The organism is Streptacidiphilus sp. ASG 303, from assembly GCF_020991365.1.
Classification (GTDB): Bacteria; Actinomycetota; Actinomycetes; order Streptomycetales; family Streptomycetaceae; genus Peterkaempfera.
Genome location: NZ_JAJLRA010000005.1, coordinates 72,407 through 95,047, shown reverse-complemented (window position 1 = coordinate 95,047; position 22,641 = coordinate 72,407). Strand labels below are relative to the sequence as shown.

17 protein-coding genes and 1 pseudogene are annotated in these 22,641 nt (G+C 76.6%); 7 read left to right on the top strand and 11 right to left on the bottom strand.

Going from position 1 to position 22,641, the window contains the following annotated elements; genetic code table 11:
* Positions 1–3: 3 nt before the first annotated feature.
* From LO771_RS09190 to LO771_RS09180, 3 genes are all read right to left on the bottom strand, one after another.
* Positions 4–1,224, bottom strand: coding sequence for an acyl-CoA dehydrogenase family protein (locus LO771_RS09190; RefSeq protein ID WP_230649672.1), 1,221 nt, complete (start codon positions 1,222–1,224; stop codon positions 4–6).
* A 10-nt stretch (positions 1,225–1,234) separates the two neighbouring features.
* The gene (locus LO771_RS09185) at positions 1,235–1,687 is read right to left on the bottom strand and encodes a MaoC family dehydratase (RefSeq protein ID WP_230650215.1); all 453 of its coding nucleotides are present in this window, start codon (positions 1,685–1,687) and stop codon (positions 1,235–1,237) included.
* Between the two features lie 211 nt (positions 1,688–1,898).
* Positions 1,899–2,663 (bottom strand): DUF4239 domain-containing protein, encoded by a 765-nt coding sequence (locus tag LO771_RS09180; RefSeq protein ID WP_230649670.1) that lies wholly within the window; start codon positions 2,661–2,663, stop codon positions 1,899–1,901.
* A 999-nt stretch (positions 2,664–3,662) separates the two neighbouring features.
* Between LO771_RS09180 and fdh the strand changes: the two genes are divergently transcribed.
* From fdh to LO771_RS09160, 4 genes and pseudogenes are all read left to right on the top strand, one after another.
* Positions 3,663–6,926 carry a formate dehydrogenase gene (gene fdh / locus LO771_RS09175; RefSeq protein WP_230649668.1) on the top strand — a complete coding sequence of 1,088 codons (3,264 nt, stop codon included), beginning with the start codon at positions 3,663–3,665 and terminating at the stop codon, positions 6,924–6,926.
* Positions 6,923–7,945 (top strand): 4Fe-4S dicluster domain-containing protein, encoded by a 1,023-nt coding sequence (locus tag LO771_RS09170; RefSeq protein WP_230649666.1) that lies wholly within the window; start codon positions 6,923–6,925, stop codon positions 7,943–7,945. Before fdh ends, LO771_RS09170 begins: the two co-directional genes overlap by 4 nt.
* A pseudogene (gene nrfD, locus LO771_RS09165) lies at positions 7,942–8,940 on the top strand (NrfD/PsrC family molybdoenzyme membrane anchor subunit); the annotation flags it as partial. The gene LO771_RS09170 and the pseudogene nrfD, both read left to right, overlap by 4 nt.
* Before the next feature lie 236 nt (positions 8,941–9,176).
* On the top strand, positions 9,177–9,992 hold the full coding sequence (locus LO771_RS09160; RefSeq protein ID WP_230649664.1) for a trypsin-like peptidase domain-containing protein: 816 nt from the start codon (positions 9,177–9,179) through the stop codon (positions 9,990–9,992).
* A gap of 213 nt (positions 9,993–10,205) precedes the next feature.
* Here LO771_RS09160 and LO771_RS09155 read toward each other — a convergent pair whose 3' ends face one another.
* Both LO771_RS09155 and LO771_RS31620 read right to left on the bottom strand, forming a co-directional pair.
* The gene (locus LO771_RS09155) at positions 10,206–11,252 is read right to left on the bottom strand and encodes a cytochrome P450 (RefSeq protein WP_230649662.1); all 1,047 of its coding nucleotides are present in this window, start codon (positions 11,250–11,252) and stop codon (positions 10,206–10,208) included.
* Between the two features lie 143 nt (positions 11,253–11,395).
* Complete coding sequence (locus LO771_RS31620; RefSeq protein ID WP_374228126.1) at positions 11,396–11,476, bottom strand: tryptorubin family RiPP precursor; 81 nt, start codon at positions 11,474–11,476, stop codon at positions 11,396–11,398.
* 552 nt (positions 11,477–12,028) lie between these two features.
* On the opposite strand from LO771_RS31620, the gene LO771_RS09150 reads away from it, so the two are divergent.
* Positions 12,029–12,760, top strand: a complete 732-nt coding sequence (locus LO771_RS09150) for a sensor domain-containing protein (RefSeq protein WP_230649661.1) — start codon at positions 12,029–12,031, stop codon at positions 12,758–12,760.
* Positions 12,761–12,899: 139 nt separating this feature from the next.
* On the opposite strand, the gene LO771_RS09145 is transcribed toward LO771_RS09150, so the two are convergent.
* Positions 12,900–13,904, bottom strand: a complete 1,005-nt coding sequence (locus tag LO771_RS09145) for a TetR/AcrR family transcriptional regulator C-terminal domain-containing protein (RefSeq protein WP_374228117.1) — start codon at positions 13,902–13,904, stop codon at positions 12,900–12,902.
* A gap of 185 nt (positions 13,905–14,089) precedes the next feature.
* Here LO771_RS09145 and LO771_RS09140 point away from each other — a divergent pair, with 185 nt between their 5' ends.
* Positions 14,090–15,298, top strand: coding sequence for an FAD-dependent monooxygenase (locus LO771_RS09140; RefSeq protein WP_230649656.1), 1,209 nt, complete (start codon positions 14,090–14,092; stop codon positions 15,296–15,298).
* Positions 15,299–15,716: 418 nt separating this feature from the next.
* Positions 15,717–17,183, top strand: a complete 1,467-nt coding sequence (locus LO771_RS09135) for a cellulose binding domain-containing protein (RefSeq protein WP_230649654.1) — start codon at positions 15,717–15,719, stop codon at positions 17,181–17,183.
* A 127-nt stretch (positions 17,184–17,310) separates the two neighbouring features.
* On the opposite strand, the gene LO771_RS09130 is transcribed toward LO771_RS09135, so the two are convergent.
* From LO771_RS09130 to LO771_RS09110, 5 genes are all read right to left on the bottom strand, one after another.
* Positions 17,311–18,822: a CdaR family transcriptional regulator gene (locus LO771_RS09130; RefSeq protein WP_230649653.1), complete on the bottom strand. Its 1,512-nt coding sequence runs from the start codon at positions 18,820–18,822 to the stop codon at positions 17,311–17,313.
* A gap of 445 nt (positions 18,823–19,267) precedes the next feature.
* Positions 19,268–20,218 (bottom strand): DUF3618 domain-containing protein, encoded by a 951-nt coding sequence (locus tag LO771_RS09125; protein WP_230649651.1) that lies wholly within the window; start codon positions 20,216–20,218, stop codon positions 19,268–19,270.
* Positions 20,194–20,631 carry a phage holin family protein gene (locus LO771_RS09120; RefSeq protein WP_230649649.1) on the bottom strand — a complete coding sequence of 146 codons (438 nt, stop codon included), beginning with the start codon at positions 20,629–20,631 and terminating at the stop codon, positions 20,194–20,196. The genes LO771_RS09125 and LO771_RS09120 overlap by 25 nt, the downstream gene beginning before the upstream one ends.
* A 221-nt stretch (positions 20,632–20,852) precedes the next feature.
* A complete protein-coding gene (locus tag LO771_RS09115; protein WP_230649647.1) occupies positions 20,853–21,860 on the bottom strand; it encodes a rod shape-determining protein in 1,008 nt (335 codons plus the stop codon).
* A 259-nt stretch (positions 21,861–22,119) separates the two neighbouring features.
* Positions 22,120–22,488 carry a co-chaperone YbbN gene (locus LO771_RS09110; protein WP_230649645.1) on the bottom strand — a complete coding sequence of 123 codons (369 nt, stop codon included), beginning with the start codon at positions 22,486–22,488 and terminating at the stop codon, positions 22,120–22,122.
* Positions 22,489–22,641: the final 153 nt, after the last annotated feature.

The following is a 22,641-nucleotide window of genomic DNA, read 5'->3' as shown; positions in this document are numbered from 1 at the left end:
GGCTCAGGACTCCCGGAGGTGGCGCTTGAGCTCGCGGCGGGCCAGGGACCGCTTGTGGACCTCGTCGGGCCCGTCGGCCAGCCGCAGCGTGCGGTTGCCGGCCCACATGGCGGCGAGCGGGAAGTCCTGGCTGACCCCGGCCGCGCCGTGGACCTGGACGGCCTTGTCGAGGATCCACTCGACGGCCGCCGGAACGATGATCTTGATGGACTGGATCTCGGTGTGGGCGCCGCGGTTGCCGACGGTGTCCATCAGCCAGGCCGTCTTCAGCACCAGCAGGCGGGCCTGCTCGATGCGCACCCGGGACTCGGCGATCCACTCCTGGACGACGCCCTGCTCGGCGAGCGGGCGGCCGAAGGCGCTGCGGTCCAGCGCCCGGCGGCACATCAGCTCCAGGGCGCGCTCGGCGAGGCCGATGGCGCGCATGCAGTGGTGGATGCGGCCGGGGCCGAGGCGGGCCTGGGCGATGGCGAAGCCCTCGCCCTCGCCGCCGATGATGTTCGCGGCGGGCACCCGGACGTCCTCGAAGACGATCTCGGCGTGGCCGCCGTGGTCGGCGTCGTCGTAGCCGAAGACCTGCATCCCGCGGCGGACGGTGACGCCGGGGGTGTCGCGGGGGACCAGCACCATCGACTGCTGCCGGTGCTTCGGCGCGTCCGGGTCGGTCTTGCCCATGACGATCAGGATGCGGCAGTCGGGGTTCATCGCCCCGGTGATGTACCACTTGCGGCCGTTGACCACGTACGTGTCGCCGTCCCGCTCGATCCGGGTGGCGATGTTGGTGGCGTCGGAGGAGGCCACGTCGGGCTCGGTCATGGCGAAGGCGGAGCGGATCTCCCCCGCGAGCAGCGGCTCCAGCCACTGCTTGCGCTGGGCCTCGTCGCCGAACTCCGCCAGCACCTCCATGTTGCCGGTGTCCGGCGCGGCGCAGTTCAGCGCCGCGGGGGCGAGCTGGATCGAGCGGCCGGTCACCTCCGCCAGCGGGGCGTACTGGAGGTTGGTGAGCCCGGCGCCGTGCTCCCCGGGCAGGAAGAGGTTCCACAGCCCCTGCCGGCGGCCCTCCGCCTGGAGGCGGCCGACGACCGGCGGCACCGTCCACGGGGTGCGGGCGGGGTCGGCGAGCTCGGCCTGCAGGACCGGCTCGGCGGGGTGGACGTGCTCGTCCATGAAGGCGAGGAGCCGCTCGCGCAGCTCCAGGGTGCGCGCGTCGTACGCGAAGTCCACGGCGTCCTCCTCAGGGGACCAGCAGGGAGACGGTCTCGGCCACGCAGGCGGGCTTGGCGCCGCCCTCGATCTCGACCGTGTGGCGCACCACGGCCTGCTTCCCCATGGCGGCGTCGCGCAGGTCGAGCAGCTCGGCGCCGGAGCGGACCCGGGAGCCGACGCGGACGGGGGAGGGGAAGCGGACCTTCTCGGTGCCGTAGTTGACGCCCATGGTGATGCCCTCGACCCGGAAGATCTCAGAGGTCAGCATGGGGATCAGCGAGAGGGTGAGGTACCCGTGGGCGATGGTGCCGCCGAACGGCCCGGCCGCGGCCCGCTCCGGGTCGACGTGGATCCACTGGTGGTCACCGGTGGCCTGGGCGAAGAGGTCGACCTGCTCCTGGGTGACGGTGTGCCAGCCGCTGTGTCCGAGGTGCTCGCCCTTGGCCGCGGCGAGTTCGTCGAGCCCTTGGAAGAGGCGCATGTCCGGGTCCTGTCCTGGGAGGAGTGTGAGTAAGCGCTTGCTCATGCTTCATCCCGGCGGCCCGCCGTGTCAACGGTCCGCCCCCGCCCGCCGTGCCCGCGGGCGGGTGCGGGGCGCGGCGGACGGGGGCGGGGGCCTCCGGGAGCGGTGCGGCGGGCGGCGGTGCTGCCGCGCGGCGGGCGGTGCGGCGGACGGCTCGGCGGGCGGCCGGTCAGCCCGCCACGTGCGGGAAGAGGTCGAGGAAGGGCCCCGCCGTCACGGACAGGCCGCGGGCGAAGGGCGCGTCGAAGTCCCAGATCAGGAAGAGCAGGAACGCGATCAGGGCGCTGAACAGCCCCGCCAGCAGCAGCTCCCGGGCCGAGCGCCGGATCTGCAGCGTGAAGACCAGCCCCACCGTGACCAGCGCGCCCGCGACCAGCCCGAACCAGACGATCGGCGGCATGGTCTCCCCGGCGTTCTGGCCGCGCGAGGTGCGGGCCAGGTCCGCCAGGGCGACCTGGTCGACCAGCGGCTGGTACGCCTGCCCCTCCAGGTCGCCCTGCGGCGCGCGGTCGGTGACGTCGCGACGCACCCGCTCCAGCAGCGCCCCGCCCCGGTCGGTCAGCTCGCCCCGGGCCGCCATGTGCGGCCACTCGGTGTGCACCACGTAGGAGACGTACGCGTCGATGTCGGCCCGGGTGCGGTCGCGGACGGCCGGCGGGTACACCTGCACCCGCGAGGCGACCTCGTGCAGCGCCTGCGCCTCCTGCAGCGTGCCCGCCTGCGCGCCGCTGCGGCCCTCCCAGACGCCGGCGATCGCCAGGCCCAGCACGATGGCGTAGACCACGCCGATCATCATCGTCATGTACTCGATCACGTCGGGGGTCTCGGAGGGGTCGTCGTCCTCCGGGATGCGCCGCTGCCGCAGCACCACCACGGAGACGACCACCGCCCCGGCGGCGGCCATGGCGAGGGTGAGGGCGAGCCATTCGGACACGGCGGTACCTCCAGGGGTGACGGGAACGGGGTGCGGGAACGGGTGGCGGGGCGGACGGCGGCGGTCGCCCGGGGAGGCCGGGGCGGGACGGCTCCGTGCGGGACCGTCCCCCGCGGGGCGGTCCCGCACGGGGTGGTCCCGTGCAGGGGCGCGCCCTGCTCCGGGCCTCCCGGATCAGGACGACCGGCGGCCGCCCGCCCGGCCCGCGCCGGACCGCGGCCGCAGGGAGACGGCGGTCAGGACGGCGGGCACGGTGACGAGCAGGGTGGTGCGGACGGTGGACGCCCCCTGCGGGACCGGGCGCGCCGCCGCGGCGGCGCGCGGCAGGGCGGGGCGCGCAGGCGCCGGTGCCGGTGGGGGAGCGGGGGACGGCCGCGGGGCGGGCCGCGGTGCCGGGGCGGGCGCCGGCGCGGGCCGCCGCCGCGGCGCGGGCGCGGGGACCCGCGCGGGCACGTGCGGCCGGTGCGGTGCGGGGAACACCGGCAGCCTGGGCGGCACCGGCGGCACCGGCGGTACCGGCGGGCGCGGCGGCACCACGGCGGGCGGGACGGGCGGCGCCGGGCGCACCACGGCCGGGGGTGCCGGCGGGACGGGCGTCGGGGGCGCGGGCGGCGGGAACGCCGCCGCGACGCCGCCGCACACCCCCGCCGCGACCGCGGCCAGCAGCGCGACCGCGCCGGCGCGGGCGCAGTGACGGACGCCGGTCCGTTCGCCGGTCCGTTCGTCGGTCCGTTCGTCGGTCCGTTCGCCGGTCCGGACGTCGGTCCGGGCACCGGTCCGGGCACCCGTCCGGGGGAGAAGCCGTTCGCTCACACGCAGGATGCTGCGGGCCCCCCGGAGGCGGCACGCCGCATCCGGGATGCGGTTAGCCCGAAAGACCGTATTCCCGCCCGAAGAGGATTATCCGCCCGACCTGCGGCGCGATCCCCGGGCCAGGCGTGAACCCGTGCCGACGGGGCACCCGCACCACGCGGACCGATCACCACGGGAGGACGCGCCATGGGCGTACGCACCTGGATCCAGGACTGGCCGGTGTACCGGCAGCTGAGCGGAGGCGACCCGCTCGGGCGCGGCGCCGCCGCGGAGTCCCGGCAGACCCGCGCCCTCACCGCCCGCACCGAGACCGCCGACAGGGTGGTGAAGTCGGTCTGCCCCTACTGCGCCGTCGGCTGCGCCCAGAACGTCTACGTCAAGGACGGCGAGGTCGTCCAGATCGAGGGCGACCCCGACTCGCCGGTCAGCCGGGGCCGCCTGTGCCCCAAGGGCTCGGCCAGCCTCCAGCTCACCACCGGCGAGGCCCGCCGCCACGAGGTGCTCTACCGGCGCCCGTACGGCACCGACTGGGAGTCCCTCGACCTGGACACCGCCATGGACATGGTGGTCGACCGCATCCTGCGCACCCGCTGGGAGACCTGGCAGTCCGAGCTGGACGGCAAGCAGGTCAACCGCACCATGGGCATCGCCCACCTCGGCGGCGCCACCCTCGACAACGAGGAGAACTACCTCATCAAGAAGCTGTGGACCGCCCTCGGCATCGTCCAGGTCGAGAACCAGGCCCGCGTCTGCCACAGCTCCACCGTCGCCGGCCTCGGCACCTCCTTCGGCCGCGGCGGCGCCACCACCTTCCTCCAGGACCTGCAGAACTCCGACTGCATCGTCATCGAGGGCTCCAACTTCGCCGAGGCCCACCCCGTCGGCTTCCAGTGGGTCATGGAGGCCAAGGCCCGCGGCGCCAAGGTGATCCACGTCGACCCGCGCTTCTCCCGCACCAGCGCCCTGGCGGACCTGTACGTGCCCATCCGGGCCGGCACCGACATCGCCTTCCTCGGCGGCATCATCAACCACGTGCTCAGCACCGGTTCCGACTTCCGCGAGTACGTCCTGCACTACACCAACGCCGCCACCCTGGTGAGCGAGGACTTCCGCGACACCGAGGACCTCGACGGCGTCTTCTCCGGCCTGGACGAGGAGACCGGCCACTACGACGTCTCCAGCTGGCAGTACGAGGGAGCCGACGTCCAGGCCGCCGCCGAGGACCGCGACTCCCTCTACGACGAGCGCAACGCCGGGAACCACGGCGTCGCCGAGTCCGGCCGCTCCGAGTCCCACGGCTCCGGCGGCGCGCCCGCGTCGAGCCGGGCGCAGCGCGACGAGACCCTCCAGCACCCGCGCTGCGTCTACCAGGTCCTCAAGCGGCACTACGCCCGCTACACCCCGGAGATGGTCGAGGAGACCTGCGGCATCCCCCGCGAGACCTTCCTGGAGGTCTGCCGCGCCCTGGTGGAGAACTCCGGCCCCGACCGCACCTCCGAGTTCGTCTACGCCGTCGGCTGGACCCAGCACACCGTCGGCGCCCAGTACATCCGCACCGCCTGCATCCTGCAGCTGCTGCTCGGCAACATCGGCCGCCCCGGCGGCGGCATCCAGGCCCTGCGCGGCCACGCCTCCATCCAGGGCTCCAGCGACATCCCCACCCTGTTCAACCTGCTGCCCGGCTACATCCCCATGCCGCACGCCCACCAGCACGAGGACCTCGACGCCTTCGTCGAGGCCGTGAAGGCCGAGAAGGGCTTCTGGGCGAACATGCGCGCCTACGTCGTCAGCCTCCTCAAGGCCTACTGGGGCGACGCGGCCACCGCCGAGAACGACTACTGCTTCGACCACCTGCCGCGCCTCACCGGCTCCCACAGCACCTACGAGACCGTCCTCGCCCAGCTCGACGGCACCTGCAAGGGCTACTTCCTCATGGGCGAGAACCCCGCCGTGGGCTCGGCCAACACGAAGATGCAGCGGCTCGGCATGGCGGAGCTCGACTGGCTGGTGGTCCGCGACTTCTCCCTCATCGAGTCCGCCACCTGGTGGAAGGACGGCCCGGAGATCGAGACCGGGGAGATGCGCACCGAGGACATCGGCACCGAGGTCTTCTTCTTCCCCGCCGCCGCCCACACCGAGAAGGACGGCTCCTTCACCAACACCAACCGCATGCTCCAGTGGCACCATGCGGCCAAGGAGCCCGACGGCGAGGCCCGCAGCGACCTGTGGTTCATGTACCACCTGGGCCGCCGGATCAAGGAGCGGCTGCGGGAGTCCACCGACCCCATGGACCGCCCGGTCCTCGACCTCGTCTGGGACTACCCCACCGAGGGCCCCCTGGAGGAGCCCAGCGCGGAGGCAGTCCTCGCCGAGATCAACGGCCGCGGGCCCGACGGCGCACCCCTGGGCGCGTACACCGAGCTCAGGGACGACGGCTCCACCTCCTGCGGCTGCTGGATCTACTGCGGCGTGTACGCCGACGGCGTCAACCAGGCCGCCCGCCGCAAGCCGCACACGGAGCAGGACTGGGTCGCCGCCGAGTGGGCCTGGGCGTGGCCCGCCAATCGCCGCATCCTCTACAACCGGGCCTCCGCCGACCCCGACGGCAACCCGTGGAGCGAGCGCAAGGCGTACGTGTGGTGGGACGCCGAGCAGGGGAGGTGGACCGGCCACGACGTGCCCGACTTCATCCCCGACCGCGCCCCCGGCTACCGGCCGCCCGAGGACGCCGCCGGCACCGACGCCCTCGCCGGCGACGACCCGTTCATCATGCAGGCCGACGGCAAGGCGTGGCTGTACGCGCCCGCCGGGCTGGTCGACGGGCCGCTGCCCACCCACTACGAGCCGCAGGACTCCCCGGTCCGCAACCCGGTGTACGGCAAGCAGCAGCGCAGCCCCGTCCGGCAGCTCCTCGCCCACCACCACAACCCGATGCACCCCGGTCCCGGCGACCCCGGCTCCGAGGTCTTCCCGTACGTGGTGACCACCTACCGGCTCACCGAGCACTTCACCGCCGGCGGCATGACCCGCTGGTCCCCCTACCTCGCCGAGCTGCAGCCCGCCTTCTTCTGCGAGGTCTCCCCGGAGCTCGCCGCCGAGCGCGGCCTGGAGCACGCCGGGTGGGCCACCGTCGTCACCGCGCGCGGCGCCGTCGAGGCCCGGGTGCTGGTCACCGAGCGGATGACGCCGCTGCGGGCCGGCGGCCGGACGATCCACCAGATCGGCATGCCGTTCCACTGGGGCCCCAACGGCCACACCACCGGCGACGCCGTCAACGAGCTGACCGCCATGGCGCTCGACCCCAACGTGCACATCCAGGAGGACAAGGCGCTCACCGCCGACATCCGCCCCGGGCGCCGCCCGCGCGGGCCCCGCCTGCTGGACCTCGTCCGCGACTACCGGGAGCGGGCCGGGATCACCGCCTCCACCGGAACGGAGACCAAGGGATGACCGACTCGCTGATCGGCCGCAACCTGCTCGCCGGGGCCGAGCCGGACCCGGCCCGCGACGCCGGGCACACCGACGCCCCGCCCCGGGTCGGCTTCTTCACCGACACCTCCGTCTGCATCGGCTGCAAGGCGTGCGAGGTGGCGTGCAAGGAGTGGAACGCCATCCCCGAGGACGGGCTGGAGTTCACCGGCATGTCCTTCGACAACTCCCAGGGCCTGGGCGCCTCCACCTGGCGGCACGTCGCCTTCATCGAGCAGGGCAAGCCGCTGGGCATGACCCACGCCGACGTCGACCACAGCGGCCTCGACGTCCTGGCGCTCGCCGCCCAGGGCTCCGCCACCCCCGTCGACCGGGCCGCGATCACCCCCACGACCCCCGGGCCGCCCACCGCCGACGGCCGCACCGAGCTGCGCTGGCTGATGTCCTCCGACGTCTGCAAGCACTGCACCCACGCCGCCTGCCTCGACGTCTGCCCCACCGGTGCGCTCTTCCGCACCGAGTTCGGGACCGTGGTGGTGCAGCAGGACGTCTGCAACGGCTGCGGCTACTGCGTGCCCGCCTGCCCGTACGGCGTCATCGAGCAGCGCCCCGGCGACGGACGCGCCTTCAAGTGCACCATGTGCTATGACCGGCTCGGCGCCGGCCAGGAGCCCGCCTGCGCCAAGGCGTGCCCCACCGACTCCATCCAGTTCGGCCCCCTGGACGAACTGCGCGAGCGCGCCGCCGCCCGCGTCGAGCAGCTGCACGACCTCGGCGTCGCCGACGCCCGCCTGTACGGCGAGGACCCCGGGGACGGCGTCGGCGGCGACGGCGCCTTCTTCCTCCTCCTCGACGAACCCGAGGTCTACGGCCTGCCGCCGGACCCCGTCGTCACCACCCGCGACCTGCCCGCCATGTGGCGGCAGGCCGGGATCGCCGCCGCCGGCCTCCTCGGCGGCCTCGCCGCCGTCTTCGCCGCCCACGGCCGCCCCGGCCCCTCCGGCCTCGCCGCCCTCCTCGGAAGGACCCGCCGCCGATGAGCACCTCCGACGTCACCAGGCAGGGCCTCCGCGGGGAGCGCCCCGGCCGCGAGGCCGAGGTCGGCGGCGGCCTGCGCCGCCGCGGGCGGCGCGCCGAGCAGAGCATGGTGCCGCAGGCCGAGTTCACCTCCTACTACGGCCGGCCCGTCATCAGGAAGCCCGGCTGGGAGCCGCTCGACATCGCCGGGTACTTCTTCCTCGGCGGCCTCGCCGGCGCGGGGTCCGTCCTCGCCGCCGGCGCCCAGGCCACCGGCCGGCCCGCCACCGCCCGCGCCCTCAAGCTCTCCTCGCTCGCGGCGATCACCGCCTCCGCGGCCGCCCTCGTCCACGACCTGGGCCGCCCCGGGCGCTTCTACAACATGCTGCGGGTCCTCAAGCCCACCTCGCCGATGTCCGTCGGCTCCTGGCTGCTCGCCGCGTACGGCCCGGCCGCCGGCGCCGCCGCCGCGCTCGACGTGACCGGCCTGCTCCCGCGCCTCGGCCGCACCGCCACCGGCGCCGCCGCCCTCCTCGGGCCCGCCGTCGCCTCCTACACCGCCGTCCTCGCCGCCGACACCGCCGTGCCGGCCTGGCACGACGCCCACCGCGAGCTGCCCGTCGTCTTCGTCGGCTCCGCCGCCGTCGCCGCCTCCGGCATGGCGCTCGTCACCGGCCCGCTCGCGGAGAGCGGCCCGGCGCGCAGCGCCGCGCTCCTCGGCGCGGCCGTGGAGACCGCCGCCGTGAAGGCCATGGAGCGGCGCCTCGGCGTCGTCGCCGAGACCTACCGCGAGGGGAGGGCCGGGCGGCTGATGCGCGCCGCCGGACTGCTCACGGCGGCGGGCGCCGCCGGGGCGGTGCTGGGGCGGCGCAGCCGCGCCGTCTCCGCGCTGAGCGGCGCGGCCCTGCTGGCCGCCTCCGCCTGCACCCGGTTCGGGGTCTTCCACGCGGGCGTGCAGTCGGCGGAGGACCCGAAGTACACGGTGCTGCCGCAGCGCGAGCGCCTGGAGCGGCGCCGGGCCGAGCAGGCCGGCGACCGCCCGGTCGGCGACCACCCGGTCGGCGACCACCCGGCCGGCGACCACCCGGACGGCGGACGTCCGGACGGCGGACGTCCCGGTGGCGGGCCCGGGGACGGCGACCGCCCGGACGGCGGGTCCCCGGGCACGGGCGCCGCCGCCGGCCGGGCGGACACCGGCGGTCCGGAGGGCGTGTGACCCCCGCGCGCGGGCGCGCCATGGTGCACAGTAGGGGCGTGAAGACCGCGACCGCCGAGGCGCCGGGGCCCGCCGCCGGGCGGCGCCGGTGGCCCGGCGCCCCCGCCGGCGTCGTCCTGCTCGCCTCCCTCCTGCTCGCCGCCGGCGCCACGCCCACCAGCGCCGTCCTGGCCCACCGCCCCGGCACGGCCCACGTCTCCCACCGCACGCCCCAGGCCGCCCGGGTCGGCGCACTCTTCCGGGGCAGCCTCGCCAACGGGCACTTCTGCACGGCCAGCGTCGTCGACAGCCCCGGCCGCAGCCTGGTCCTCACCGCAGCCCACTGCCTCGACGACCCCGGGGCGGGCGGCGACCTGCTCTTCGTCCCCGGGTACCGCAACGGCACCGCCCCCTACGGCGTGTGGCACCTCGCCCGCACCTTCACCGACCCCCGCTGGGACTCCGACGGCGACGAGGACGCCGACGTCGCGTTCGCCGTCGTCAGCCGCACGGACGGGGCCCGCGTCGAGGACGCGGTGGGCGGCAACCGCCTCGGCGCCAGCCCCGCCGACCACGCCCGGGTCCGCCTCACCGGCTACCCCGACTCCGGCGAGGAGCCCCTCACCTGTACCAACACCGCCACCCGGATCAGCGCCGGGCAGCTGCGCATCGCCTGCTCCTCGTACAGCCAGGGCACCAGCGGCAGCCCCTGGGTGACCGGCACCGACCGCGCCGACCCGGCCCGCACCGGCACCGTCGTCGGCGTCATCGGCGGCCACGAGCAGGGCGGAGACACCGACGAGGTCTCCTACAGCTCCGTCTTCGGGCCCGGCGTCACCGCCCTCTACCGCCGCGCCGTCGCCGCGGGCGGCTGAACCCGCCTTCCCCGGAGAACGGCCGGGCCGTCGGCCCGGAGCGGGTTCCTGACGCAGGTGCGGGCACGGGGCTGCGGAGGGAGCGGCGGGCGTTCGACGCGCAGTCCGGGTGCCGTGCCGTGCCAGGGGCCGACGGGCGCCGGGACGAGCGTTTCCGGCGCCCGTCGGCCGCCGGGTCCAGCGGAGGCACCGGCATCCGGCGGCCCGGCCGCCTCAGGAGCGCGGCACCATCCGGACGCCGACGACGCTCATCAGGCCGGCGAGGGGCACGCGGGCGGTGGTCTGCCCCGGGTCCGGGGCGAGGCCGTTGTGCCGGGCGATGTCGAGGAGGCGCTCGGCGAGCGGCATGACCATGTGGCGGCCCCAGCAGCGCTCGTTGGCGTGGCCGAAGGGTAGGTAGCCCGGGGTGTCGTCGGGGTCGAGGTGGTTCCACCGCTCGGGGCGGAACTCCAGCGGCGCGTCCCAGACGGCGGGGTCACGGTGGCTCAGCAGCGGCAGCATCAGCACGTCGTCCCCGGCGCCGATCCGCCCGTCCAGGGCGTGGAACTCGGGGGAGGCCACCCGGAGCAGGTTCCAGGAGACCGGGAGCAGCCGGAGCGACTCGTGGATGATGTGCCGGTTGGGCACGTCGTCGGCGAAGGGGGCGCCGAGCCACAGCGCGTTCGCGACGAGGGCGGAGACGGTGAAGCAGACCGGAGCGGCCGCCCGCCGGTACATGCCCATGGCGTGGCGGCGTTCCCCGTACGTCGGGGCCGCGGTGGCGGCGGCGAGGCGGGAGGCCGGGCGTCCGGTGCCGCGGTCCCGGGGCAGGGCCGCACCACCGGCGATGACGGCCCAGGTCAGTTTGGGCGTCCACTCCAGCCTGCGGTCCACCAGGACCTTCAGCCGGTACGGGTCGGACCCGAAGACCAGGTCCCGGAGATGGTTGTGCGCGACGTGCGGCCACTCGCCCGACAGGTCGGCCGAGAGGTCCACCGGGGTCTGCAGGGCGGCGCGGACGTCCTGGCCGACCGCGCGCATGAGCGCGGACGCCTCGGTCCTGGGAATGGCCCTGCCCTGGAGCGGTTTGAACGTGGGACGTTCGAAGTCGTTGGCGGGACGGGCCGCGAGGATCTCGTCGATCAGCGCCGGAGAGGCGACTCCCACGGTTCCGGGATCCAGTCGGAAGACATCCTCGCCGAGGTGGTCGCGGAGGAGCGCGTCGATCCGCGGGGCGAAGGCCGTCGCGCGGCGCCCCGGGGCTGTGACGGAAGCGTGCATGGGATCTCCAGGAGCGGGCGGCGCGCCCGGCGGGCCTTCGGGGGCCGCGCCGGACGCGCCGGAGAGCGGAATGCCGGGAGGCCGCGGCCGCCTTTCCCGCAGGGGATTCGACGACCCCGCGCTTCCGGCGAACCGCCCGCCTTCTAGTACCAGATGTACCAGGCGTACGCCTTCAGGCTCTTCTCGCCCGAGAGCTTCTTCTTGAGGGAACCGACGAGCTTCATGAATTTCCTCCTGCGGTCGTCGCGGATGACGGAAATGCTCGGCGAGCCTTGCGGGAATTGTTTTCCGATTCTTCCGGTACTCCGCTTCCCCTCGCCGCGACGAGTGAATCCCAGGGGATCTCACGCGTCAATGGTGATGCACGTCACACGGCGGAGCGGTGTCGTCCCGACCCGATTTCGCGCGGGGTGTTCCGCCGCAAAAGCGAACATGCGGGAGGCGTGGTGCGGATCATGTATCCGGTGGGAAAAGCGGTGGAAACGGATGGCATCCTGCCTGATTCTCCACGCCCGGATGCACTTTAGTGCAGAGTGCGGATTCCGCGCGGCCGCGGCCCGTATTCCGTCCGCGTCCGCGGGTCCGGCCCCGGCCTCCCCGCGTGCCGGTCCGGCCCGCACGGATCCGCCCGGGCGCGGCGCCCGCGGGGACGCCGGGGTGGGGACAGCCCCACCCCGCACCGGGCGGCCCGCCGGATTCCGGGGGAGGGGTCCGGCGGGACATCGTGGGGGAGCCGGCCGCGAGGGAGCCGGAACCCCGGAGGAACGAGGACCGAGATGAGCACCAGCACCCCGCTGTCCGGCGAGTACGGCCACCGCGCCGGCCGCGGCGTCCGCGAGCGGACCGCGTCCGGCGCCGCCCGGCGGCCGCCCTTCTGGCTGGCGCCGGTGTCCGGTGCCGCCTACCGCGAGATCGGCCACGCCCTGTCGTCGCTGCCCGTCGCCGTCGCGGGCTTCTGCTTCGCCGTCACGCTCCTCTCCGCCGGCGCCTCCCTGCTCGTGACCGTGGTCGGGCTGCCGGTGCTGGCCGCGCTGACGGCGGGCGCGCGGGGCCTCGGCGCACTGGAGCGCGCGCGGGCCCGGGGCATGCTCGGGCTCGACGTCGCCGCCCCGCCGCCCGTCCGGCCGCGACGCCCCGGGTTCTGGGGCCTCGTCACCGCCCGGCTGGCCGACGCCGCGGGCTGGAGGGCGGTGCTGTACCAGGTGGTGATGCTCCCCTGGGCGATCCTCGCCTCCACCGTCTCGCTGACGTTCCTGGTCACCGGCTGGGTGCTCGCGCTCTACCCCGCCTACCACTGGGCCCTCGCCCGCTGGACGCCCTGGCCGGGCTACCGCCTCTTCGAGTACACCCGGAACGGCAGGCACCACGAGTACGTCCTCACCTCGCCCGCCCAGATCACCGGGACCTGCCTGCTCGGCGTGGCCCTGGTCCTGCTCACCCCCGTGCTGGTGCGGGGCCTGGCGAACGTCTCGCGCCTGGCGGTCCGGAGCCTGCTCGGCGGGCGGTGACCGGACGGCGGGCGGCGACCGGGCCGCGGCGGGCGGCCCGGGGCCTGGCGGCCGGCGCCGGTGGCGCGGGGCGCCGTCCACCCCGGTCCGCCGTGCGCCGCGGGCCGGGGCGCGCGCCGCCGGTTCCGCGGGCGCCGGGTCAGGGCGTCTCGCCGAGGAGCACCGCGATGCCGTCGAGGAGGCGCTGCAGGCCGAACTCGAAGAGGACGTCCAGGTCGAGCTCGTACCCGGCTGCGGTGAGCCGTCCTAGGGCGGGGAAGCGGCCGGTGGCCAGGAGCGCCCCGAGCGCCGGTCCCTGGGTCTCCAGCCACTCCTCGACGTCCAGGCCGCTGAGCGCCTCCGCCTCCGTCTCCGCCTCGACGTTGACGGCGGTGCCGCGCACGTAGTTGACCAGGGTGAGGTGGGCGGTCATGACCGTGGGGAGGTCGAGGCCGCGGCCCTCCAGGGCCGCGAGGGCCCACTCGGTGAAGGGCAGCGCGCCGGGCACCGGCTGGGGCCGGGTTAGGGACAGGGCCGGGGCGAGCCACGGGTGGCGGCGGAACATGCCCCACAGCAGCCGGGCGGCGACCGTGAGCCGCTCCCGCCAGCCCTCCGGCGGGTCGGCGGGGAGCGGCTGCTCGGAGAAGGCCGCGTCCATCATCTGCAGGAGCAGGTCGTCCTTGTCGGCCACGTGCCGGTAGAGCGCCATGGTGGAGACGCCCAGCTCGGCGGCGACCCGGCGCATCGAGACCGCGGCCAGCCCCTCCGCGTCGGCGACCGCGACGGCGGTGGTGACGACCCGTCCGGGCGTGAGCGCCCCGTCGGTGGCGCTCCTGCGGCGGGCGCGTGCCGCAGGGGCTGGGGCGGGGGCGGGGGCGGGGCGCGGTCCGGTCTGCCGGGCGTCCCGGACCGGCCGGCCCGCGCCCGCGCCCGCGCCGGCGTCGGCGACGACGGTGCCGACGCCCGGGACCGCCCGGACCAGGCCCTCGCGGCGCAGTTCGGTGAGCGCCCTGGTGGCGGTGGCCATCGCCACGCCCCACTCGCGGGTGATCTCCCGGGTCGAGGGCACCCGGTCCCCGGGAGCCAGCTCGCCCGCCGCGATCCGCCGGCGCAGCTCCGCGGCGATCCGGCCGGAGCGCGGCGCCTCCGTCCCGTCCACGGGCATCCCCTCCGCACTAGTGCACTCCGGGCCGCACCACCCTAGCCGTCACGCTGCCGCGACGCCCCGCGCCGGGGCCCGCACCAGGGCCCCCGCGCGCCAGCGCACTAGTGCGCTGGGGAAGAAGTGCCCTGTCCTTCATGGCTTTTCGGGGCTTGATGCAGTGAAGTGTACGCTGTACATTCCGCGTCATGGAGAACACGGACATCCTCATCTCCGGCGGCGGCATCGCCGGGAACGCCCTGGCCCACTGGCTCTGCCGGGCCGGCTTCACGCCCACCGTCGTCGAGCGCGCCCCCGGCCCCCGGCCGGGCGGCCAGACCGTCGACCTGCGCGGCGCCGGCCGCACCGTGGTCGAGCGGATGGGCCTGCTGAACCGGGCGAAGGCCCTCTCCGTCGACCAGCGCGGCATCGCGATGGTCGACGCCCGCGGCCGCGTCGCCGCCCGGATGCCGGTGGACGCCTTCGGCGGCGAGGGCATCGTCTCCGAGGTCGAGATCCTCCGCGACGACCTCGCGAACCTGCTCCACGAGGCCGCCCTGCCGGGCACCCGGTACCTCTTCGACGACACCGTGACCGGGCTCGCCGAGGACGCCGACGGCGTCACCGCCGTCCTCGAGAAGGCCGGTCCGCGCCGCTTCGGGCTCGTCGTGGGCGCGGACGGGCTGCACTCCGCGGTGCGCGCCCTGGCCTTCGGCCCGGAGGAGGAGTGCGTCCGGCCCCTGGGCCTGTACACCTCCTGGTTCACCGTCGCCGAGGACATGGGCCTCGACGGCTGGTTCCTCATGCACAACGCGCCCGGCGGGCTCGTGGCCTCGGCCCGCCCCGGCCGCCTGGCCGGCGAGACCAAGGCGGGGCTCAGCTTCCGGTCGGAGCCGCTCGCCCTCGACCGCCGCGACACCGCGGCCCAGCGGGACCTGCTGGCCCGGCGCTTCGCCGGTGCCGGGTGGGAGGTCCCGCGCCTCCTGCGGGCCATGCGCGAGGCGCCCGACTTCTCCTTCGACTCCGTGGGCCAGGTGCACCTCGACCGCTGGTCGCGCGGGCGGACCGTGCTGCTCGGCGACGCCGGGTACTGCCCGACGCCGCTCACGGGCCTGGGGACCAGCCTCGCCCTGGTCGGCGCCTACGTCCTGGCCGGCGAGCTCTCCGCCGCCGGGGGCGACCACCGTGCCGCCTTCGCGGCCTACGACCGGCTCATGCGCCCCTACGTCGCCCAGGCGCAGCAGCTGCCGCCCGGGGGCGCCTCCGGGTACGCCCCCTCCGGCGCCCTGGCCATCCGGCTGCGGAACGCCTCGATGCGCGCGATGAACCGCCGGCCGCTGCGGAACCTGCTCGCCGCGCAGTTCGCCAAGGCCAGGGACATCGACCTGCCCGACTACGCCCTCGCGGCCGTCCCGTAGGGCGCCGGCGGCGGCCTCCGGCCGGCCGGCCTTGGTGTCCGCCCGGCCGCGCCCGCCTCGGCCGGCCGTGCCCGCGCCCGTGCCGGGTCGTGCCCCCGGCCCGCGGCGGGCCGCGCGCCGCGGCCACGCTCCCGGGCCGCCGCCGTCCGAAGCCTTGACCGTTCACGCTCATGGGTGCTTCCATCGCAGCAGCCGGGGCTGCGCGACTGTCGAGCGGCCCCAGGGCCGCCCCCGGCCCGGTGCCCGGCGCGGACGTCCCGCCGGGTGGGCGGCCCCGCCGCCGCGCCGGTACGGCGGCCGCGCGAGATCCCCCGCCGTCCTGTCCCGCCGCCGTGCGGCGCCGCAGGATGACATCGTTGTCAGGGCTCCGGCGCCCCGAGGCGCGCCGCGCCCGGCCCCCACCCGGGAGAAACCCCCCATGCTGCGCTTCCTCCACCCCCGCGCCCTGCCCGCGCGCCCCCCGTCCCTCCGGGCCCCGTCCCCCCGGGCCCTGTCCCCGCGCGCCCTGTCCGGCCGCGCCGGAGCCGCGGCCGCCGGCCTCCTCGCCGCCCTCCTGCTGTCGACGGCGGCCGTCCCGTCGGCGCCCGCCGCCACCGTGCCGCCGCCCGGCGCGGAGGTGACCGGCAACGCCACCCACTTCGACGGCCTGGGCTCCCCCTACGGGGGCTGCGGCCTGCCGCAGTCCCGCCTGGACTCGCAGGACTTCGTCGCCCTCAACGTCTTCGACACCCCCGGCGACTACTCCGACTCCTACCCGCGGCCCGTGCCGTCCTCGATGGACGCGAAGAAGGGCGTCTGGGACAACGGCCTCAACTGCGGCCGCTGGGTGAAGGTGACCATCGGCGACTACTGCACGGGCACCAACGACGGCGCACCCCGGCAGCCGTTCTGCCGGAACGGCGCATGGACGGCGGACGCCTACAACGGCGCGACCCTCACCATGCTCGTCGCGGACAGCTGCGCCGACCCCAACGCCTGGTGCCGCGACGACCCGGCCCACCTCGACCTCGCCACCGGCTCGCTCGCCCGCTTCGCGAAGAACGGCAGCCCGGTGACCGGCATGTACCCGGACCACTGGAACAACCGGCACATCTCCTGGAGCTTCGTGCCCGCCCCCGGCTACACCGGCGACATCCGGATCGGCTGGATGCAGGGGGCGCAGCCGTACTGGCCGGCCGTCGCCCTCTCCCACCTGCCCGACGGCATCCACGGCGTGCAGTACCTCGCCGACGGCGCCTGGCACGACGCGCGGATGAACAGCGACATGGGCCAGTCCTACATCCTCGCCCCGACCACCGCCGGGGGGACGCGGTTCACGGTCCGGGTGCGCGACGCCTCCGACCGCTACCTCTTCGGCGGCCGCACCTATGACTTCTCCCTCCCGGCGGCCTGCTCGGGCGGCTGCTCCCAGGACTACACGCCCGCCGACTACACCACCGGCCAGGACGGCTCCACCCCCACGCCAACCCCGACCGCGACGCCCACCCCGACCCCCACACCCACCCCGACCCCCACACCCACCCCGACCCCCACGCCCACCCCGACCGCGACGCCGACCCCCACCGCCACCCCCACGTCCGGCGGTGCGGCGTGCAGTGCGACCTGGCGGGTCACCAACTCCTGGACCGGCGGCTACCAGGTGGACGTGACGGTCGCGAACACCGGCTCCCGCACCACCACCGGCTGGGCCGTCGGCCTGGTCCTGCCCCCGGGGGTTCGCATCAGCGGCATCTGGAACGCGGCCGTGGACGCCTCCGCGCCGCCCACGACGACGCGCAACGTCTCCTACAACGGCTCCCTCGCCCCGGCCGCCTCGACCTCGTGGGGCATGACCCTCGACGGCTCCGACCGGAACCTCGGAACACCGGCCTGCACCGCCTCCTGACACCCGTCCGCTCCCGCTCCCGGGACCTCCGAGGGCGCGGCCGGGCCGCGGTCCGACGCCGCCGCGGCGGGGCGAACCGGCGGGGCGGTGCCCGGGCCGCGGGGCCCGGGCACCGCGGCCCGGCCGGTCAGCGGGCGGGCCGGGCCGCCGCCCGCGAGGAGACCCCGGCCGGTCCGGCCACCCGCGCCGCGACGGACCGCCGCAGCGTCGGCAGTCCGCCGGGCGCGCCCGCGTCCCCGGCGCCCCCCGCCCCGGTCCCGGTCCCGGCACCGGCCCCCGGGACGGTGGACGGGGCCAGGCCGGACAGCAGGCGGCGCGCCCGCAGGGCCAGTTCCAGCTCGAAGCGGACGTCCGGGTCGTGCAGCCCCTCCCCGAACAGCTCCTCGATCTGCCGCAGCCGGTAGCGCACGGTCTGCGGGTGGACCCCCAGCAGCCGGGCCACCCCGGGCGCGCTGCCGCCGCAGTCCAGCCAGGCCAGCAGGGTCTCCGCCAGCCGTTCCCGCTGGCGGACCGTCAGCTTCTGCAGCGGTGCCAGGCGGCGCCCGGCCATGATCCGGACCAGGGTCTCGTCGCCCAGCAGGACCAGGGCCGGCAGGTGGTCGGCGCAGTGCAGCACCGGTCCCTCGCCCAGGCCCCGGGCGCCCAGGGCCAGCAGGCGGCGCGCCCACCGCAGCGAGACGCCCGCGTCCGCCAGCCGCACCGGCGGCCCCACCGCGGCCGGCCGGCCGCCCAGGGCCCGGTCCAGCACCGGGCGGGTGCGCGGACCGAGGTCGGCGAGGAGCAGGTACGGCTCGGGCCCCTCGGTGTCCGCGAGGGCGTCGACCCCGGCGGCCGGCAGGAGGGGGTCCGGCGGGAGGGGGCCCGGCTCCCCGGCCCGCCCGGACGGCCGCAGCGCGACGGCCCGCACGGTCTCCGGCAGCGGCCAGCGTGCGGCGCGGGCCAGGGCGGCGACGGCCTCGCGGCCCGGTACGGGCGTCCCGGTCAGCAGTTCCAGCAGCCGCCGCCGGTTGCGCTGCACCTCCCCGGCCAGGGCGGTGCGGACCTCGCCGTACCCCTCGGCACTGTGGCCGGTGAGCTCCTCCGCGTACGCGAAGACGGCCTCGGCGACCCGGTACATCCGCTCCGGCGGCACGCCGGCGCGGGAGCCGGACTCCACCAGCCACCGCCAGACGGCGCGGGCGCCGGTCCGGTACGCGGCCCGCAGGGCGTCCGGGCCGCGGCCCTCGCGGGCCTCGGCGCGGCCCAGCGACCGGAACAGCTCGGCCGTGTCCGGGTCCGGGGCGCCGCGGACGGCGGCGGCCCGGTCCGCGAACCCCGCCAGGGCGCGTTCCACGCCGAGCCGGACGGTGCAGCCGCCGGCGGCGTCCGGACCGCCGGCCGGTGCCGGCCGGCGGAACTCCGGTACGCACCTCAGGATCTCCCTCACCGTCAGGTCCGTCAGGTGCGGCAGTCCGGCGCGGAGCAGCGGCACGACCTCCTGCGGCAGGTCGTCCCTGATGTCGTCCCAGTCGTCGTCGGCGAAGCAGTGCATCGCGGCCACACTCCTCGTCTGCGAGGGCAGCCGCCGGCGCGGGTGGGGGGCCTTCCTGCGGCTGCCGCGGGGGCGCCGGGGCGGCGGCGCCTCTCGACGGTAGGCCATCGCGCTACCCGGCGGTAGCCTCCGCGTCCGAACCCGTCCTGCCCCCGGTCGGCCGCGGTGGGGAGCGGTCGTTCGTGCGCGACGCTCGACGGCCGCCGCCGCCCGGGCGCACACCGCCCGCCGCCCCCCTGTGCCTGCTCCTGCGTCCGGGGCCCCTGCGTCCGGGGCCCCTGCGTCGCGGTGCCCCCGGGGCCGGCGTTCCCGCGTCCTGCGCTCCCGGGCCCGGTGCTGCGGACCGGGTGTCCCGCGGCGCCCTGCGGTCGCGTCCCCCCGGCCCGACCCGGCCCGGCCCGATCCGGCCCGATCCGGTCCGTCCGGACCCGGACCCGGACCCGGCCCGTCCCGGCCGTGACGCGCACCGCCGCGCGGACCCGGCCCGGTGCTCCGGGCGGTCCGCGCGGCGGTCCGCGTCCTGTGCGTCCTCCTCAGGGGGCCGGCGGCTCCCTCACCGGGTCCGGCCGACCCGGTTCCAGGAGGCGGCGGTCCTTCCGCCGGCGGCGCCCCTGCGGGTCCAGGCGACCGCGCGGCGGGGCCGGCTCGCCCAGGAGGTGACGGCCCCGGCCGCGGCGCCCCTGCGGGACCAGGCCGCGGTGCGGCGGGCGCCCCCGCCCGTCCACGAGGCCGCGGTCCGGCCGGCGGCGGTGCCCTTCCGCGTCCAGGCGGCCGCGCGGCGGGGCCGGCTCATCCACGAGGCGAGCGCCCCGGCGGCCGCGCCCCTGCGGGTCCAGGCGACCCTGCGGCGCGTCCGGCCCGGCCAGGCGGCGAGCGCCCCGGCGGTGCCCCGGCGGGCCCGCGCGGTGGTCCGCGGCGCCTTGCTCGGCCAGGAGGCCGCGCCGCGGCGCGTCCCCTTCCGCACGACGACGACCGCGGTCGCCACGCCCGCGCAGGCCGCCAGCACCCCGGCCGCCAGCGGTGCCTGCCTCCGCAGGCGTCCGGCCACGCCCTCCGCCCCGGTGGCGGGGTGCGCGCCCGCGGCCTCGCCCGGTGCGCCGGCCACCGGGACCGCTCCGGGCCCGGCGTCGGCCGCCGTGCCCGCGCCGGTCACCGGGACCGCCCCGGCCATCGGCCCCATGGCCGCCGCCGGTTCCGCGCCGGCGGCCGGGACCGCCCCGGCCGGGGGGACGGCCGCCGCGGACCCGTTGCCGTTGCCGTTGCCGTGTCCGTTCACCGTGCCGCGGTGCGGCATGTGCACCGCGCTCCGCACACGCTGCGCCGTGCTCTGCGCCGTGCCGGCGACGGAGGCGCGGGCGTCGCCCAGCCTGCGCCTGGCGTCCTCGGTGCGGCGGTGCGCCACCCGGCCCGGCGTCACCTTGTCGGCGATCCGGTCCACCGTCTCCGTGAGATGGCGGCGGGTGTCCTCGATCTCGTGCCTCAGCTCCTCGGGTGTCGAGCCCACTGCGCGTCCTCCTTCAGCGTCTCCATGGTGTGCTGGGGCTTGGGGTGCACCGCGTGCAGCTTCCGCCGCCCGGTCAGGAACAGCACTCCCGCGACCAGCGCCCACACACCCGTCACCACCAGGGCCGCCCAGGCGATGTCCATGACGTGGGCCAGGCCGAAGACCCCGGCGAGGCTGCCGAACAGGACCAGCATGTGGCCGGCGTACCCGGCGCCCCCGAGCATGCCCGCGCCCTTGCCGGCCTTGGCGGCCTCCTGCTTCAGCTCCATCCGCGCCAGTGCCATCTCCTGGCGCACCAGCAGCGACATGTCCCGGCCGAGCTCGCCGACGAGTTCTCCCACCGAGGCGCGGTCGGCCCCGCGGACGTGCCCCCGCTGCTCGGTTGCCGGTTCGTACACCTGGGTTCGGGCCATGGTCGGCCTCCTTCGCAGTCCCCGCGCTTCGACGCCCCCCTACTGCGCCGGGTTTCCCGGGAGGGCCGGGGCAAACCCGCCGCGGCCCGTCCGACCCGTCCCCGACCGGGCGGATCCGGCATCGCCGTCGCCTCCCGGACCAGGCCTCCCGGAACCGGTCCTCCGCAGGTCAGGCCCGCACGGGACCCCGCAGGACCGCGGGCCGCCGCGCCGTGCGGACGTCAGCGGGAGACGGCCTCCAGGAGGTTCGCCAGGGAGGGGTCCTCGGCGCAGCGGCCCGCGCCGCGCACGGCCGCCGTCCCCGGCTCGGAGGCGATGTGCACCGGCGTCCCGGTGGCCCGCCGCAGGAGCTCCTCCAGGCCGTCCAGGCGGGCGCCCTCGCCCGTGAGGGTGACCCCCCGGCCCAGGAGGTCGCGCGACAGCTCCGGCGGGCAGCGGTCGAGGACCGCGACGACCTCCGCCGCGATCCGCTCCAGCGGGTCGCGCAGGGCCGCACGGACCTCGTCCGCCTCCACCGCCAGGGTGACCGGCATGCCGGTCGACGTGTCCCGGCCCCGTACCGTCAGGGTCCGGCCCGCCGCGTCGGCGGCGGCCAGGCCGGTCTTCAGCCGCTCCGCCGTGTGCCGGCCGACGTCCACCTGGAGGCGCTTGCGCAGCCGGGTCCGGATCGCCTCGTCCAGGACGTCGCCGGAGACCGGCACGGACCGGGCGGCGACCACGCCCCCCAGGCACAGCACGGCGATCTCGGTCGTCCCGGCGCCCACGTCGACGACGAGCGTGCCGGTGGCCTCCTGCACCGGCAGGCCCGCGCCCAGCGCCGCGGCGACCGGCTTGGGGATGAGCCGCACGCGGCTCACGCCCGCCACCCGGCAGGCGTCGAGGACGGCCCGGCGGCCCACGCCGGTGGTGTCCGACGGGGCGCAGACCACCGCCTGGGTGCGGGCCGGGCCGCGGCCGCGCCCGGCGAGCATCAGCAGGTGGCGCAGCATCCGCTCGGCGACCTCGAAGTCGTCGATGTTGCCGGCCCGCAGGGGGCGGACGACCTTCACGTGCGCGGGCGTGCGGCCGTACATGCGGCCCGCCTCGGCGCCGATGGCGAGGATGCGGCCGGTGGTGGTGTTCACGGCGACCGCCGTGGGGACGTCGACGGCGATGCCGCCGTGCGCGTTGTAGATCCGGGTGGATGCGGTGCCGAGGTCGAGTGCTATGTCGCGTGTCAGCAGTCCCACGAATCCCACGGTCGTCCTCCCGGATGGCTGCGGCCGCGGCGGCGTCCGCCCGGGGTCCGCCCGTCCGGCCCCGCGCCCCTGCCGCCCTCACGACCCATGCTGTCCGGCCGGGGCCGCGCCGCAATCCGTGCGAGGTGCGTTCGAGGACCGCACGGCCGTCCGGACCGGGGTGCGGGCGCGCGGACCTGCGGTCCCCGCCGGGAACGGGGGATTCCGCGGGGCTGGGCCGCCCGGGTGACCGGGCGGCCCGTCCGTCCGGTCAGTTCTGCGCCTTGGCCGCCCGGCTCCGGACCTCGTCCATGTCCAGGGCGCGCACCTGCGCCAGCAGGTCCTCCAGCGCGGCCTGCGGCAGGGCGCCCGGCTGGGAGAAGACGAGGAACCCGTCCCGGAACACCATCAGCGTCGGGATGGAGGTGATCTCCAGCGCGGCGGACAGCTCCGGCTCCTGCTCGGTGTCGACCTTCGCGAAGACGACGTCGGGGTTGGCCGCGGCCACCCGCTCGTAGACGGGGGCGAACGCCTTGCAGGGGCCGCACCAGGAGGCCCAGAAGTCCACCAGCCGGATACCGTCGCCCTCGACGGTGCGGACGAAGTCGTCCTTGGTCACATCGATCGTGGAAGTCGCCATGTGCGCGCTCCTGGAGCCTGGTCGTGGTCGCGACCACCGTTCCGGCCGTCGCCGTACCCGCCAACCCCGCGCCGCCGTCCGGTATTCCGGATACGTCCCCCGCCCGGGCCCGCCCCGCCGCTGCGCTGCCCGCCTCCGCCCGCCCGCGTCCCG

Coding starts and splice junctions, on each gene's coding strand:
- LO771_RS09110 (WP_230649645.1), bottom strand. CDS start 22,488: ATGGCGACTTCCACGATCGATGTGACCAAGGACGACTTCGTCCGCACC.
- LO771_RS09140 (WP_230649656.1), top strand. CDS start 14,090: ATGGAGAACACGGACATCCTCATCTCCGGCGGCGGCATCGCCGGGAAC.
- LO771_RS09120 (WP_230649649.1), bottom strand. CDS start 20,631: ATGGCCCGAACCCAGGTGTACGAACCGGCAACCGAGCAGCGGGGGCAC.
- LO771_RS09185 (WP_230650215.1), bottom strand. CDS start 1,687: ATGCGCCTCTTCCAAGGGCTCGACGAACTCGCCGCGGCCAAGGGCGAG.
- LO771_RS09130 (WP_230649653.1), bottom strand. CDS start 18,822: ATGGCCTACCGTCGAGAGGCGCCGCCGCCCCGGCGCCCCCGCGGCAGC.
- LO771_RS09135 (WP_230649654.1), top strand. CDS start 15,717: ATGCTGCGCTTCCTCCACCCCCGCGCCCTGCCCGCGCGCCCCCCGTCC.
- LO771_RS09145 (WP_374228117.1), bottom strand. CDS start 13,904: ATGCCCGTGGACGGGACGGAGGCGCCGCGCTCCGGCCGGATCGCCGCG.
- LO771_RS31620 (WP_374228126.1), bottom strand. CDS start 11,476: ATGAAGCTCGTCGGTTCCCTCAAGAAGAAGCTCTCGGGCGAGAAGAGC.
- LO771_RS09155 (WP_230649662.1), bottom strand. CDS start 11,252: ATGCACGCTTCCGTCACAGCCCCGGGGCGCCGCGCGACGGCCTTCGCC.
- fdh (WP_230649668.1), top strand. CDS start 3,663: ATGGGCGTACGCACCTGGATCCAGGACTGGCCGGTGTACCGGCAGCTG.
- LO771_RS09150 (WP_230649661.1), top strand. CDS start 12,029: ATGAGCACCAGCACCCCGCTGTCCGGCGAGTACGGCCACCGCGCCGGC.
- LO771_RS09170 (WP_230649666.1), top strand. CDS start 6,923: ATGACCGACTCGCTGATCGGCCGCAACCTGCTCGCCGGGGCCGAGCCG.